Source organism: Paludibacter sp. 221 (genome assembly GCF_010501035.1).
In the GTDB taxonomy this organism is placed as follows: Bacteria; Bacteroidota; Bacteroidia; order Bacteroidales; family Paludibacteraceae; genus QVMH01.
Genome location: NZ_QVMH01000011.1, coordinates 1 through 14,256 on the forward strand (window position 1 = coordinate 1; position 14,256 = coordinate 14,256).

Consider the following 14,256-nt stretch of genomic DNA (forward strand, 5'->3'; position numbering starts at 1 on the left):
TATGATTATCCGTTATTTGACCTAAAATTATTTTTATAAGCGACAGCTGCTATCATAAGTCTGTCAAACAAGTTTTCTCCGAAATATCTGCGGTTGAACTTATAGCAAAATTCATTCAAGTAATTTTGCAGATATTGCGGTTTTATATCGTGAAATATATCCAGCAGCATTCTTTTAGCATTGCTGATAGCAATATGAACCCAAGGTAAAATTGTTCCGATTTTTTCTTTCGGTATTACCTGCGGACGGTGCTCTTTGACAATATCTTTTAATTTGACGTAAGAAGTTGAGTCGTCAGAATCAATCGTAGTTTCATCAGAAACATTTTTCTCCACTAATGGATTTATTGTGTCTGATTTTAAGTCATCTATTACAATCATTTTTAAATGACCTACTTGACGAGGCTTACCGGTTTTGGTCATTTTTCCTTCAACCGGTTTGCTTTCTGCCATGACAAGCACTTTACTCTTTTTCTGACTTCCACGACCTCGTTTAAGTGGTTTATCCTTTTCATCCTCATCTATTTCGGTTGAAAAGAAACCTTCGTCCAATTCAATTACATCCGACAATGTGTACAGTTCATCGCGTTTACCCATTATAAGGCGTAGTTTATGAAGCAGCTCCCAAATAGGTGCATAGCGTTTATGTCCTAATTGGCGTTGAAGCTCAGCGGCTGAGAAGCTTTTCTTGGTCGAGGTCAACAAATGAATAGCGATAAACCAATACCGAAAAGGTAATTGAGAACCATGCATAACAGTATTGGCGCGTAAACTTTGACGTTTGCCGCAGTGTTTGCATTCATAGTTCTCTTTATCTTTTTTCCAATAGTGTTCTTTGCCACCACAGCGAGGGCAAACAACACCTTGTTTATCTCGGAATTCCTTAAACTTGGTTCTACAGCTTGCTTCGTCTGGATATTGCGATACAAAATTTAATAAATTCATGACTTTGTGATTAGTTTCTACAAAGATAAAAGTTTTAGGCAAAAAAACGGATAATCATTTTATTTTATTAACACCTACAATTTATGTTCTTCTATGTACAGAATTATAAATCGTAAGATAAATCTGTTATAACGTCAAAATCTAATTGATAGTATTCTTTATAAGTCACATTATAATAATTTTTTATATCAAATGATATTTCATTAGGTTTCAATAATAGTTTATCTGAAACTTTTGGCAATATAACCCTCCAAGCATCATCTAAAACAGAATGAAATAATGGTGCATCTAGAGTCTGCAAACATGCAATTTCTTCGTTTCCTGATATTTTTAATTCATATAATAACTGCTCACGTTGATTTTTTGATTCTTCATACGCTTCTAACTCTGGTACACTCTTTATTGTAGAATAAATATTAGAAATTATAACAAACAAAAGAACGATTGGATACAAAATCGCAATATTTTTTTTCAGTGAAAATATTGACATTATCTCTTTTATTGTATAGTATAGAAAAACAAATACGATTAAATTCACATGATTAAAGGCTCGTAACTCCATACGTTGTCCTACGGCATAAGTATTCAGTGCCAATGAAACAAGTGTTAATGAAACAGATATAAATGCATATTTTAATATATTCCTCAGAACTTGTTTTTTCGTTTTTTTGCTAGATGAAATTAAATCTTCCTTTTTTTTTGAAAATAAATATGCAATTACGATTAAAAATACAAAATAGTAAGGAAAAGTAAAAAACACATTTTTTGACAAATAAATACTATTATTAAGAACGACTTGTAAAAATGGAAACAAGCTTAATGTAGAATCTTTTGAATGCACATCCATACGTACCCAATTACCCGGTGCTATTACCATTAATACAAAAAAAAGAGTTCCAACAAAAAAAGTAAATAATAATAATTTATTTTCCCTTATTAACAAGCTCAGTCGAAAATTTGATTTATAAAATAAATATAAGATACAACATCCCATCAATAACAATATAATTGGAGCAAATATCTCATAAGAGCACCCAATAAAAGCAAATACAATAAACAATGTTATATAACTATACCATTTTCCTTTTTTATTTACGATTAATTCTGAAAAAGCATATACTGACAATGTCATTATAAAAGTATAACCTTTTGTACACATCCAAAAATAAGATGAAAAATCAAACATCGTAAATATATAAATTTGAAATAACACTACAGAATATAAAACACTATCAAATATTTTAAGATTAAAAAAATTCATTAGTGCCTTCGTTATTAACAAAATATTAACCGCATATAACAACATAGAAAATGGTAACATACTATTAAATAAAAAATAGCTTTTCATCTGAAGTCCTGTCAAAAAAAAACCCATGAAACGTCCTTGCCATGTCAAATACATTGTTTTCATGAAATCCCAAATACTACTTTCTTGCAATTGAAGAGCAAAACCAATGTCATCTAATGTTATATCATTATAAAATTCTATTAAAAACAGAAATAGAATTGATGACAAAGCTGCTACAAACAATAAAAAGTAATTTATCCTAGTTCTCAAAACTGTCTTCATCATTTCAAATTATTTACAATACCGATAATATTAATTTCCATCAATTCAAAATAGAGTGGCAATCTTACCAAACAATCAGCAAATCTATCACAATTTCTCAAGTCCCGTCCATCATGCTTATCCTTATAAAACTCACTAGTATGTAAACTTAAATAATGAAAAACAGCTAAAATACCATTGGCTTTCAAATTACTTATCAATTCTGTTCGTTCCTCCAAAGAATTACAAACCAAATAAAACATGTGTGCATTATTAGTCGCAGATTCAGGGATATTGGGCAATTTAAAATTACCTTTTTCTGCTAAAGGTTTCAATCTTTCATAATAAGCCATCCAAATTTGCTTACGTTTTGCCTGTATCTTATCCAAATTTTCTAACTGAGCCCATAAAAAAGCAGCAATAATTTCAGATGGTAAAAAAGATGAACCAGTATCTACCCAACCATATTTATTCACTTCTCCACGAAAAAACTCTGCCCTATTGGTACCTTTCTCCCAAATTATTTCAGCACGATGAATGAAACGTTCATCATTTATTACCAACATACCACCTTCACCTGACAACAATTCTCTTTATTGCAATATTATACCGTATCCATAAAACTCCGCTGCACTGAGTTGAATACTATTATACTAATAGTCAACAACAACAACATAAAACAAAAGCTATATCCTAACATTATCCAGCTAAATTCGCCTTGTCCCATCGCTCCGTACTTAAATGCTTCAAAAATAGAAGTTAAAGGATTGAACCACATAATGGTTTTCAAAATAGAGTTGGTTATCGAACTCATAGGATATACAACTGGTGTGCCATACATCCACAATTGTACAATAAAAGTAAAAAGAATAGTCAAATCACGATATTTAGTCGTCATAGATGAAACTAATATACCAAACCCCAAAGCTAATCCTGCTATCATAAAAACCAACACAGGCAATAATAATATATAAATATTCGGCTGTATTTCATAACCGCCTATAAAAACGTAATATAAATAAAATACCACAAACAATAATAACTGAATTCCAAAACGAACGAGATTGGAGATAACAGTTGCCAAAGGAACAATTAAACGTGGAAAATAAACTTTTCCAAAAATAGCTTGATTAGTATTAAATGTGGTAGACGTTTTATTTAAACAATCGGCGAAATACAACCACATTACATTCCCTGCCAAATAAAACAGTGGTTTCGGCAAGCTATCAGTACTCAAATCTGCAATTGTACCGAACACCACAAACTGCATAAGAGTAGTCAAAATAGGTTGTATTAAAAACCACAACGGACCAAGAACAGTTTGTTTATATTGCGTGATAATATCACGCTTTACAAACATAGATAACAAGTCACGATATTCCCATATCTCTTTAAAATCAACTTGCCAAAGTTTTCCTTTGGGTTTTATTACAGTAGTATATTGTTCCATTTATTTAATTCAAAATATAATTTTCAGTTATTCAACTATACAAGTAACAACTTGTCTCACGAAGTTAACACAATGGCAAATAGTTTAAAAGCATAAATAAAGTTACACTTATTTTTTCAGCTAATTTCAAGACAAACTAACTCCAAATTCATCATTACACTTTATAGGAATTAATAATTAAGTATACATCATACAAAAATTACAATACCAATCCCCTATATAAATCCACCACATGATTTATTCCTTTTTCCAAAGAAATAGAAGGCATCCAACCCAAAGATTTTAATGTTGAAACATTCAATAATTTGCGAGGAGTGCCATCTGGCTTTGTTTTATCCCACTTTATTTCTCCCTGATAATCTACAATTCGTTTAACCAAATATGCTAAATCATAAATAGAGGTATCTTCTCCACATCCGGCATTTACCTGCGAAGGAATAGTATTTGGCGCATCATAATTTTGTAATAAAAAGACAGACGCATCAGCCATATCATCTACATGTAAAAATTCGCGCATCGGAGAGCCTGTTCCCCATAGCTCAATAGCATTTGAAAAAATTCCATATTTACTTAATATAACGATAATTTCATTTCTAGTACTTCTTCCCGAAATGCCTTCCACTGGTCTCTCATTCAAGTCTACAACTATCTTATCCCATGCACCTTCCATCAAACATTTTCCTAAATACATTTTTCGTATCAAGGCCGGAAGAACGTGTGATTTTTCTAAATCATAATTATCATTTGGGCCGTACAAATTAGTAGGCATTATGGAAATAAAATTGCAACCATATTGAGCATGATAAGCTTCACACATTTTAATACCTGCAATTTTAGCGATAGCATAAGGCTCATTTGTGGGCTCTAAAAAACCTGTCAACAGTTCATCCTCAGCAATAGGCTGCCTTGCCATACGAGGATAGATACAAGAAGAACCTAAGAACAAAAGCTTTTTTACTCCATTCAAATAACTTTGATGAATAATATGGTTTTGAATCATCAAATTCTCGTATATAAATTGTGCGCGATAAGTATTATTGGCCACAATACCTCCAACCTTTGCTGCCGCTAAAACAACATATTCGGGTTTCTCATTTTCAAAAAAACGAACAACATCTTGTTCCTTTAATAAGTCAAGTTCCGAATGCGTACGAGTAACTATATTAACAAAACCTTTTTGTTCTAAATTACGCTTAATAGCAGAACCTACCATTCCTTTATGTCCAGCAATATATATTTTTGACTTTTTATCCATGAATAACAAAGGTTTGATATATTTTAAATAACTAAATTTAATTCAAGAAAGAAGCTTGGATTATTTATTCAAAATAATTCAAAGTCTGATACCCTCCTTCCTCAAGGTATGTTTCTTTTTTCATCAAATTTATATCTGACAATATCATATCTTGAATTAAAGTAACTAAGTTATATTCCGGCACCCAATTCAATTTTGTCCGCGACTTTGTTGCATCACCAATTAACAATTCAACCTCTGTTGGTCTGAAATAACTCGCATCAACCTCAACTACAGCTTCTTTCTGTTGTTTTATCTTGTCATAGTACTTTTCTCCTACCTGTTCAACAAAAACATTTTTATCTATGTGGTTTATGTAACCTTTTTCATCAATTCCAGTACCTTTAAAGGCAATTTCAACTCCCAATTCCGCAAAAGCCAAACGGACAAATTCACGAACCTCTGTTGTTACTCCTGTTGCAATAACATAATCATCAGGTTTATCTTGTTGTAGAATCAAGTACATGGCTTTTACATAATCTTTCGCATGTCCCCAGTCTCGCTTCGCTGAAAGATTTCCTAAATACAATTTATCTTGTAAGCCTAAAGCTATACGAGAAACAGCTCTTGTTATCTTTCTTGTCACAAAAGTTTCTCCTCGAAGCGGAGATTCATGATTAAAAAGGATACCGTTACTCGCATGCATTCCATAAGCCTCTCGGTAATTCACAGTTATCCAATAAGCATACATCTTAGCTACAGCATACGGCGAACGTGGATAAAAAGGTGTAGTTTCCTTTTGAGGCACTTCTTGTACCAAACCATACAACTCGGAAGTAGAAGCTTGATATACTCGAGTTTTTTCAGTTAATCCCAACAAACGAACTGCTTCTAAAATTCGTAATGTTCCAATACCATCAGCATTAGCAGTATATTCTGGAGTATCAAAACTAACTTTAACATGACTCATAGCTGCCAAATTATATATTTCATCAGGTTGAACATCTTGTATTATACGAGTCAAGTTCATTGAATCCGTCATATCTCCATAATGAAGTATCAAATTACGGTTCTCAATATGCGGGTCTTGATACAAATGATCTATCCTATCCGTATTGAATAATGAAGAACGACGCTTCAGTCCATGTACAATATACCCTCTCTTTAATAGCAACTCTGTTAAATAGGCACCATCTTGTCCTGTAATTCCTGTTATAAAAGCTATCTTATTTTTATCCATAAAAACTTATATTTAAGTTTATCTTTTATCCGATTATTTACTTCAATCATCTCGAATAGAGACTTTATAATTATTCCTCGTTTCAAAACTATTCACCCAATAGTTATTAAAAACAGGATGAGAATTATCTATTTTTACCTATTTCGAAAACTCTATTCACAACAAACTATTCCCATAAAACAACCGACCATTCTTCCAATTATATATCAGAAGCTACTTATAAAAAAAAATATTTATCTTTTATTGTTTTCTCTAGCATGTACTTTATTCTACTTGTGTTATCCCAAAGCTACTCTCAGCATCATAAACCTTGACACCTTTCATATTTAATGCACTAAAATCAAACACCTATCCCATAATATTCAAATCCATGCTCGCTTAGTTCTCTTTTATCATATATATTTCTCCCATCCAAAATCAACCTGCCCCTCATATTATCTTTAATCAGTTTCCAGTTTGGCATGCGAAATTCTTTCCACTCCGTTATAAGTAATAAAGCATCAGCATTTAATACTGTGTCATATATATTTTCTGTAAAATAAATTTGTTCTTCATTCATCAAATTTTTCAAATGCAAAAACTTCTTGGCTTCTTCCATTGCAACCGGATCAAAAAGCCTAACTTTAGCACCCGCCTCAATTAATTTTTCTATTAATGGAAATGCAGGAGCATCACGAACATCATCTGTATTTGGCTTGAAAGCCAGTCCCCAAATAGCAAATACTTTTCCTTTAAGATGGCTATCAAACTGATTATTTAACTTAGAGAATAAGACTTCTTTTTGTTTTTCATTAACCTCTTCAACAGCCTGAAGAACTTTAAGTCCATATCCATTTTCTTTTCCTGTATGAATTAAAGCTTTGATATCTTTTGGAAAGCAAGAACCACCATACCCTATACCCGGATACAAAAATTTAGTTCCTATTCGAGAATCAGTTCCTATTCCTTTCCGAACCATATTCACATCTGCACCAACCAACTCGCACAGGTTAGCAATATCATTCATGAAACTTATACGTGTAGCAAGCATAGCATTAGCTGCATACTTAGTCATTTCCGCAGAAAGAATATCCATGAAAATAACCCTGAAATTATTCAATAAAAAAGGACGATATAACTTCGTTAAAATCTCTTTAGCTTTTTCTGAGTCCACACCTACTACAACACGATCAGGACTCATAAAATCTTTAATAGCATCTCCCTCTTTTAAAAATTCAGGATTAGAAGCAACATCAAAATCAATAACGAGACTCCGCCTATTTAATTCATTCTGAATTGTTTTTCTTACTTCATTAGCCGTACCAACAGGAACAGTGCTTTTTGTTACTATTAAAATATATTTCTGTATATTTTGTCCTATTACACGGGCAACATCCAAAACATAACGTAAATCAGCACCCCCATCTTTATCGGGAGGAGTTCCTACAGCATTAAATACAACATCAACAGTTGGCAGAACCTCAATTAACGAATCAGAAAAATGTAAACGTTCCGCTTTCACATTGCGCAACACCATATCGTCTAACCCAGGCTCATATATAGGAATAATGCCTTGTCGCAAATTTTCTATTTTTTGCAAATCAACATCAATACAAGTTACATCCAAACCCATTTCTGCAAAACAAGTCCCAGTAACTAATCCTACATATCCTGTACCAACTATTGCTATTTTCATTACAAAGCGAGCTTGTTCATATATAGATCACAATATCACTTTAAATTACCATATCAGATATCCTTATCATCCGTATAGTATTTACTGTAATTCTCTAATGCCTTACGTTGTTTCTTCGAATGGTAATATTTTGAACCATAGCCATACCCACCATATCCACCATATGAGTAATACTTAGTATATCTATTTTTGTCGGTTGATATATCATTCAGCACAATGTATATATTTGGAACATTATCTTCTTTCAGTTGAGTTGTAATTCTTTTAACATTATGCTTATTTGTTTTTTCCAAACGGGTAACAAACAAGCTAACATCCGATAATAACATGATAGAATATGCATCTGCAACCAAACCAATAGGGCTAGTATCTACAATGATATAATCATAGTGTTTTTTAAGTTCTTCAAACAAGGCTTTCAATTTCTCTGATCGAACAATTTCTCCCGGATTTGGCGGAACCGGTCCCACCGTCAAAATATCATAATATTCATTATCTGTTTTTTGAATAATATCACTTAGTTTCTCTTCTCCTATAAGATAATTTGTTAATCCGGGTTCATTCGGAATATCAAACAATTCATATATATTGGGCTTACGAACGTCCATGTCTATCAACAATGTTTTTCTTTCCGTCATGGAGTATACAGCAGCCAGATTTGCAGAAAAATATGTTTTGCCATCACCTGATTCTGCAGAAGTAATAGTTATCAAAATATTAGACTTACGCTGTACTATAAACTCTATACGAGTACGAATTAGCCGGAACATCTCAGCAAAAGATGAGCGGGGCTTTTTTATCGACAGCATTGGATCTTTACTTCTTGTTCTGCGGATTGAACCAATTACAGGAAAAGAAGTCAACTTTTCAATATCCTTTTCCGAGTTAATCTTATTATTTAGTAGCTTTATTAACATTACAAAAACACCCGGTATTAACAGACCTAAAAGTAAATAAATTATAACCGTCCTTGATTTTGCACTGCCATTTGTAATGGCCATTACACGAGCCTTATCAAGTACTGAATTATCAGGACTATTTGATTCCTTTTGTATTTGAGACTCTGCTCTTTTTTGAAGAAAGAAAGTATAGTAATTATCATCTACGCGATAATTTCTTTCAATAGCTATCATCTCCAGTTCTTTATTAGGCAAAACCTTTATTTCTTCCTCAATCCCTTCCAAATTCTGCTCAACTTCTTTCTTTTCTATATTTAAAGCTAATCGCATATTTGAAACAACTTCAAAAACAACAGTCTTTAAAGACTCTATTTCTTTAGTCACCCGACTATAATAAAAGTTTTTATCGCTCAATTCGCTACGCTCAATGTATAGTTCATTTATTTGTTGAACTAGCTGCATTAACATTGGCTCATTCAACCCAAAAGCAGAAGGAGCGACAACCGTACCAGCCTCTAAATTCGTTTGCAGATAATCTGTCAAATAATCCAAGTAATACTCTCGCAATTCAAGTTCTTTTTTCTTATTATCATACAAAGTTGCCTTTCTTAAAATCTCTGACACATAACTCGATACATCAACAATTTGATTTTCCTGACGAAATTTTGTCATTTTGTCTTCAGACAATGTCAAAGAATGCGATAAAATCGCAAGTTGCTCATCTATAAACTTTATAGTTTTTGTCGCAGCATCATTTTTCAACATCAAATTATCTTCAATAAAAAGCTCGCACAATTTGTTTATAAAATCAACATCCCTGTCAGGAGTTTCTCCATTTAAAGACACCCTTAGTATAGAAGAGCCCTCCATTACATAAGCAAATCTCAACCGGTAAAAAAACTCATTTACCAAATCTTCTCTTGACCTGAACTTAAAATACATCTCTGTATTATTAGAAGCCATTATCCTCAAATCATGAATAGTAACATTAAACAATTCACTTTGCAATAACTCACCAAAAGCACCTTCTATTTTATAATTACTGTATTGCTTATCATCTTCAATTGAAATCACATACGTTCCATCCGATTTCAAATTTATTTTATACATAAACTCATATGCCTCTGGCGATAAGAACTGAGGCTCTATGTATATAGGAGTATTTTTATAAATATTACGTGTTTTAAAGCGGCCTTGAGTAATATACTCTACTTTCATAAAGGACAAACTATCAACCACCCGAGTAAGCAAGTCATATGATTGGAGCATAATCACCTGATTATTTATATTCCGATAGCCGGATTGCACACCAAAACCCTGCATAATAGCTTGTTGCGCTCCAAAGCCTCTGGAGGTATTCTCCTCAATAACCATTGTTCCTGAAGTTTCATATTGAGCCATCCAAGTCCTGTTTTTCAAATAGCTAGCTCCCAAAGCTATAAATATCCCAAAAACAAAAACATACCAATAACTTAAAAAATGAAACAACCACTCTTTTATATCGAATGATGACTCTTCTTCTGCTAAAAATAAATTATCTTTTTTGTTAAAATCTTCAGTACTCATAAAAATGAAAGATTATTTAATTATTTAAATACTTTGGAATAAGTTAAGGCTGTCAAAATAACATTTACTGATGAAGTTATTAAACTAACGAATGTACTATAATTAGTTACATTAAAAAAACTTTTACCCGACCGTTGTACGTATATAACATCATTAGGATATATATAATAATACTCCGAATCAATAATACTCTCTGGTCGGATATCAAATTCTAATATCAACGGTGCTTTACCGGCACCCTGTTCTCTAAGAATACGTACATGCTTTCTATCACCTGCATTATTGATATCACCGGTCAATGCTAAGGCCTGATATATAGTTAGCTTTTCTTTATAAATAGGATATACGCCAGCACCCAGCTCTCCTGTAACTGTAAAAGTCCTATTTTGAAGCGTTAATTTGATTGTAGCATCCGGTATTATTTCCCGAAATCGTTTTTCTATTATAATAGCAGCTCCTTTCACAGTCAACCCTTCTACCGAAATATTTTTAATAAAAGGAAGACTAACAGTTCCATCCGAACTTACTCTATATGAAATCATATTATTATATGAAGTTTCGGAAGGAGTAATCACAGAAGATATTGTTTCATCCGATGTTATCAAACGATACACCAACTCATCGTCCACTTGTATCCGGTAATCCTCATATTCCACGTTTTCATATTTAGGTAATAATGTATTTTTTTCCTGCATTAAACCGACACTCCGATATGTGTAACAAGAAGGAAACACAAATATTATAAGAACAAGAATTATTATATTATTTATTCGCGACATGTTTATTGCTTTAAAGCGATATAGCATTATTTATTTAAATTTATAAGTATATAGATGGTAGACACCAAAGAGAATGTAGAAACCAAGATACCCAATAATGACGCTAATGATGTGATTCCAAACACTTGTTCATACATATTTTGTATATAGATAACATCGCTTGGCTCTACATAATAAAACTCCGAATGGATAATATCCGCACTTCTTATATCAAACACCTTAACAACAGGCCCCTCTGGGGTTTCTCTCAAAATCCTGATTCTACTTCTATCTCCATATATTCCAATATCACCAGCCTGAGCTAATGCCTGAAAAATATTTATTTTTTCACGAGGAAGTTCAAAACGTCCCGAAGCAGATTGCCCAATGATACTATAATAACGACCCACAATACGCAAATCAATATCAACTTCATTTAATTTAAAATAAGGCTTTAATTTTTCTTCAAGATAACTTTCGGCCTCACGCAACGTTTTTCCCCCCACAAATACATTCCCAAGGTGTGGCAAAATTAAACTTCCATCCTCTTCCACCAAATAAGTATAAAGCTCCTGATAAGCACTACCTCCACCTCTTAAAACATAATCTGTACTTCGCGAACTCCCATTAAATACATAGTTCATCCTATCATCAATAGAATAAACCCGTAGATAAAGCCTGTCATCCGGTTTTATACGATAATCTTCATAAGAAACAGAATCATGATATGCGGGAACACCCATACCTGGAGGTTGCATATAATTAACCTTACGGGGTGTAATACAAGAAGAAGATAGCAAACCTATGAGAGAAATAGATAATACTACCCAAAAAAATGTTCTTTTCATTTAATAAATGTTTTCCTAAAACAATATGAATGTGCAAAGATAGATAAAAATAACGAATAAATAAAAAAAACAAAGGAAAGTATTCTTTTTCATCAAAGTATCATAAACAACTATATATCAACATTATTTACGAATACGAATCACCTATTCTTCTCCTAATTGCTCTTTTAACAGTTCAACATCTTTTGCTCTCTGCAATAAATCCATCATATATTGGATCAATCGATTTTGCGCTTCCGCATCCATCAGTAATTGTGACGAAAGAATATCATATGCCGATTTTGCATATTTCAACGCTTCATTATAATCTCCTAAAATCTCACAGGCTATAGCAATATTATTACCAGCCTGAGCTTTCAACTTCGGATTACCGGTTTGGTAAAAAACCTTTTTCCACGAATCTATAGCACCATTCCAATCTTTAATATAAACAGAATCCATCCCCTGCTTCATCAATTTATTGTTGGGAGCATAAAAGTATCGGTCCGATTGTTCCCAATATGGCACAAAACGTTTCACCGAATTTTGCCCTACATACAATGCACCATCAATAATAGCATCTTGCCTGTCCGGCAGCCCGTCAAAAGCTTTCCGGTATATAGAAGATTCAGACTCCCAAAGCAATGAATCTTTAAAATGAACAGCCAATGCCCCCAGTTTATCCGGATAGTGAATACTCCAGAACGTCTCATATTTCACCCCTAATATACATTCATGATGCTCCCACTCTTTATAATAATACTCTGCAATTTCATCATTAACAACAATACGGTCAAGCGCTAAAACGGCATCCACATCATATTCATCACACAAACGTTTCACTGTAAACGGTTGCAAAGGAGTTATCGAATTAAAATCCCTGTCTGAATTAAGCGAAGTAAGAATTAAATCGACCGAAGAGAAAAAACCGGTATCTTTCATTTCGTCAGCAAGGACACTCAGGCAAAACAAGGAGACGCTATCAGTAGCAACACGTACATTCTGAGGCGAAGAATAAAACGAGCGAATCGTATGCCCGACATCCGCAGGCTGAACAACTGAATTATTCATAATAAGAATCCTTTCTGCATCCGGACTAAAAGTTACTTTTGCAGGATGCAGAATATCTAAGGTAGTATAGAGCATTGCCGTTTGGCACGAGCTGAAAGCTACAATACTACAAACCAGAAACAGTATTATCTTAAAGTTCAACTTCATTGTACACTTCATCAATCTATTAACAACTCAAGTCCATCGTAAGCCAGAAACATATTCTCCGGCAACAGACCACTAACTTCATCATGCAAACCCATCTCATGGCTCATGTGCGTGAAATAGGTTCTTTTCGCATTTACCTTTTTGGCAATATCTATAGCCTCATTCAAACTCAGGTGAGATATATGGCTACCCTGTCGCAGAGCATTTAATATCAATATATCCAACCCCTGTAATTCATCAAAAGTCCCCTCGCTTATGGTTTTAGCATCTGTAATATACGCCATATCATTAATACGAAAACCCAAAATAGGCAAATTAGCGTGCATAACACGAATCGGTTTTACATCAAAACCTCCAACCCGGAAATCCTCTTCTTCAATCCGGTTCAAATGTATCTTAGGGGCACCCGGATACACGTTATCTCCAAAGCAATATGGCATCATATGCCGAATCGAGTTCAAAACACGCTGCTCCCCATAAACATCCATATTACCCAACGGACGTACATCATCCAATCCACCCACATGGTCGTAATGCTCGTGTGTAAGCAATATCGCCGATATCGAATCCACATTATGTACCAACAACTGCTGGCGCAAATCAGGTCCACAATCTATCAGCACCGAACTATTGTTTTCTTTCAACAATACAGACGAACGCAAACGCTTATCCTTAGCATTAAGAGAAGAACAAACTTTACACTTACACCCTATCTGAGGTACTCCGGTAGAAGTACCTGTTCCTAAAAACAACAATTCCATCAAACCTTTAATTTTTCAGATAGTGACAAAAGGTATACATAAAATGACAATACACACATACACATATATCTGACTATCAATACATTAAAAAACAACACAACCATAAACTCCTAATAATCAACACCATAAAACAAA

The 14,256-nt window shown here is 33.3% G+C and carries 11 protein-coding genes and 1 pseudogene; all 12 read right to left on the reverse strand.

All coding sequences use genetic code 11. From position 1 onward, the window contains the following. Window positions 1-5: 5 nt before the first annotated feature. Window positions 6-944: an IS1595 family transposase gene (locus D0T49_RS03925; RefSeq protein WP_163629287.1), complete on the reverse strand. Its 939-nt coding sequence runs from the start codon at window positions 942-944 to the stop codon at window positions 6-8. Window positions 945-1,047: 103 nt separating this feature from the next. Continuing rightward, window positions 1,048-2,517: a DUF6056 family protein gene (locus D0T49_RS03930; protein ID WP_163629288.1), complete on the reverse strand. Its 1,470-nt coding sequence runs from the start codon at window positions 2,515-2,517 to the stop codon at window positions 1,048-1,050. Beyond that, a pseudogene (locus tag D0T49_RS03935) lies at window positions 2,514-3,086 on the reverse strand (DegT/DnrJ/EryC1/StrS family aminotransferase); the annotation flags it as partial. The gene D0T49_RS03930 and the pseudogene D0T49_RS03935, both read right to left, overlap by 4 nt. An 11-nt stretch (window positions 3,087-3,097) precedes the next feature. Beyond that, complete coding sequence (locus D0T49_RS03940; RefSeq protein WP_163629289.1) at window positions 3,098-3,943, reverse strand: ABC transporter permease; 846 nt, start codon at window positions 3,941-3,943, stop codon at window positions 3,098-3,100. Between the two features lie 199 nt (window positions 3,944-4,142). After that, window positions 4,143-5,198, reverse strand: a complete 1,056-nt coding sequence (locus D0T49_RS03945; RefSeq protein ID WP_163629290.1) for a GDP-L-fucose synthase — start codon at window positions 5,196-5,198, stop codon at window positions 4,143-4,145. Between the two features lie 64 nt (window positions 5,199-5,262). Further along, entirely contained in the window at window positions 5,263-6,417 is a 1,155-nt protein-coding gene (gmd, locus tag D0T49_RS03950) for a GDP-mannose 4,6-dehydratase (RefSeq protein WP_163629291.1), read from the reverse strand. Between the two features lie 340 nt (window positions 6,418-6,757). After that, window positions 6,758-8,092, reverse strand: coding sequence for a UDP-glucose/GDP-mannose dehydrogenase family protein (locus tag D0T49_RS03955; protein ID WP_163629292.1), 1,335 nt, complete (start codon window positions 8,090-8,092; stop codon window positions 6,758-6,760). Window positions 8,093-8,145: 53 nt separating this feature from the next. Continuing rightward, the gene (locus tag D0T49_RS03960; RefSeq protein WP_163629293.1) at window positions 8,146-10,557 is read right to left on the reverse strand and encodes a polysaccharide biosynthesis tyrosine autokinase; all 2,412 of its coding nucleotides are present in this window, start codon (window positions 10,555-10,557) and stop codon (window positions 8,146-8,148) included. A gap of 20 nt (window positions 10,558-10,577) precedes the next feature. Next, the gene (locus tag D0T49_RS03965; protein ID WP_163629294.1) at window positions 10,578-11,252 is read right to left on the reverse strand and encodes a polysaccharide biosynthesis/export family protein; all 675 of its coding nucleotides are present in this window, start codon (window positions 11,250-11,252) and stop codon (window positions 10,578-10,580) included. A gap of 110 nt (window positions 11,253-11,362) precedes the next feature. After that, the gene (locus tag D0T49_RS03970; RefSeq protein ID WP_163629295.1) at window positions 11,363-12,163 is read right to left on the reverse strand and encodes a polysaccharide biosynthesis/export family protein; all 801 of its coding nucleotides are present in this window, start codon (window positions 12,161-12,163) and stop codon (window positions 11,363-11,365) included. A 144-nt stretch (window positions 12,164-12,307) separates the two neighbouring features. Beyond that, window positions 12,308-13,360 carry a DUF6340 family protein gene (locus D0T49_RS03975; protein ID WP_163629296.1) on the reverse strand — a complete coding sequence of 351 codons (1,053 nt, stop codon included), beginning with the start codon at window positions 13,358-13,360 and terminating at the stop codon, window positions 12,308-12,310. Between the two features lie 11 nt (window positions 13,361-13,371). Further along, window positions 13,372-14,121, reverse strand: coding sequence for an MBL fold metallo-hydrolase (locus tag D0T49_RS03980; protein WP_163629297.1), 750 nt, complete (start codon window positions 14,119-14,121; stop codon window positions 13,372-13,374). Window positions 14,122-14,256: the final 135 nt, after the last annotated feature.

What these genes read in the sequence shown, in the direction of transcription:
- D0T49_RS03925 (WP_163629287.1), bottom strand. Translation starts at nt 944, where the DNA reads ATGAATTTATTAAATTTTGTATCGCAATATCCAGACGAAGCAAGCTGT.
- D0T49_RS03930 (WP_163629288.1), bottom strand. Translation starts at nt 2,517, where the DNA reads ATGATGAAGACAGTTTTGAGAACTAGGATAAATTACTTTTTATTGTTT.
- D0T49_RS03940 (WP_163629289.1), bottom strand. Translation starts at nt 3,943, where the DNA reads ATGGAACAATATACTACTGTAATAAAACCCAAAGGAAAACTTTGGCAA.
- D0T49_RS03945 (WP_163629290.1), bottom strand. Translation starts at nt 5,198, where the DNA reads ATGGATAAAAAGTCAAAAATATATATTGCTGGACATAAAGGAATGGTA.
- gmd (WP_163629291.1), bottom strand. Translation starts at nt 6,417, where the DNA reads ATGGATAAAAATAAGATAGCTTTTATAACAGGAATTACAGGACAAGAT.
- D0T49_RS03955 (WP_163629292.1), bottom strand. Translation starts at nt 8,092, where the DNA reads ATGAAAATAGCAATAGTTGGTACAGGATATGTAGGATTAGTTACTGGG.
- D0T49_RS03960 (WP_163629293.1), bottom strand. Translation starts at nt 10,557, where the DNA reads ATGAGTACTGAAGATTTTAACAAAAAAGATAATTTATTTTTAGCAGAA.
- D0T49_RS03965 (WP_163629294.1), bottom strand. Translation starts at nt 11,252, where the DNA reads ATGCAGGAAAAAAATACATTATTACCTAAATATGAAAACGTGGAATAT.
- D0T49_RS03970 (WP_163629295.1), bottom strand. Translation starts at nt 12,163, where the DNA reads ATGAAAAGAACATTTTTTTGGGTAGTATTATCTATTTCTCTCATAGGT.
- D0T49_RS03975 (WP_163629296.1), bottom strand. Translation starts at nt 13,360, where the DNA reads ATGAAGTTGAACTTTAAGATAATACTGTTTCTGGTTTGTAGTATTGTA.
- D0T49_RS03980 (WP_163629297.1), bottom strand. Translation starts at nt 14,121, where the DNA reads ATGGAATTGTTGTTTTTAGGAACAGGTACTTCTACCGGAGTACCTCAG.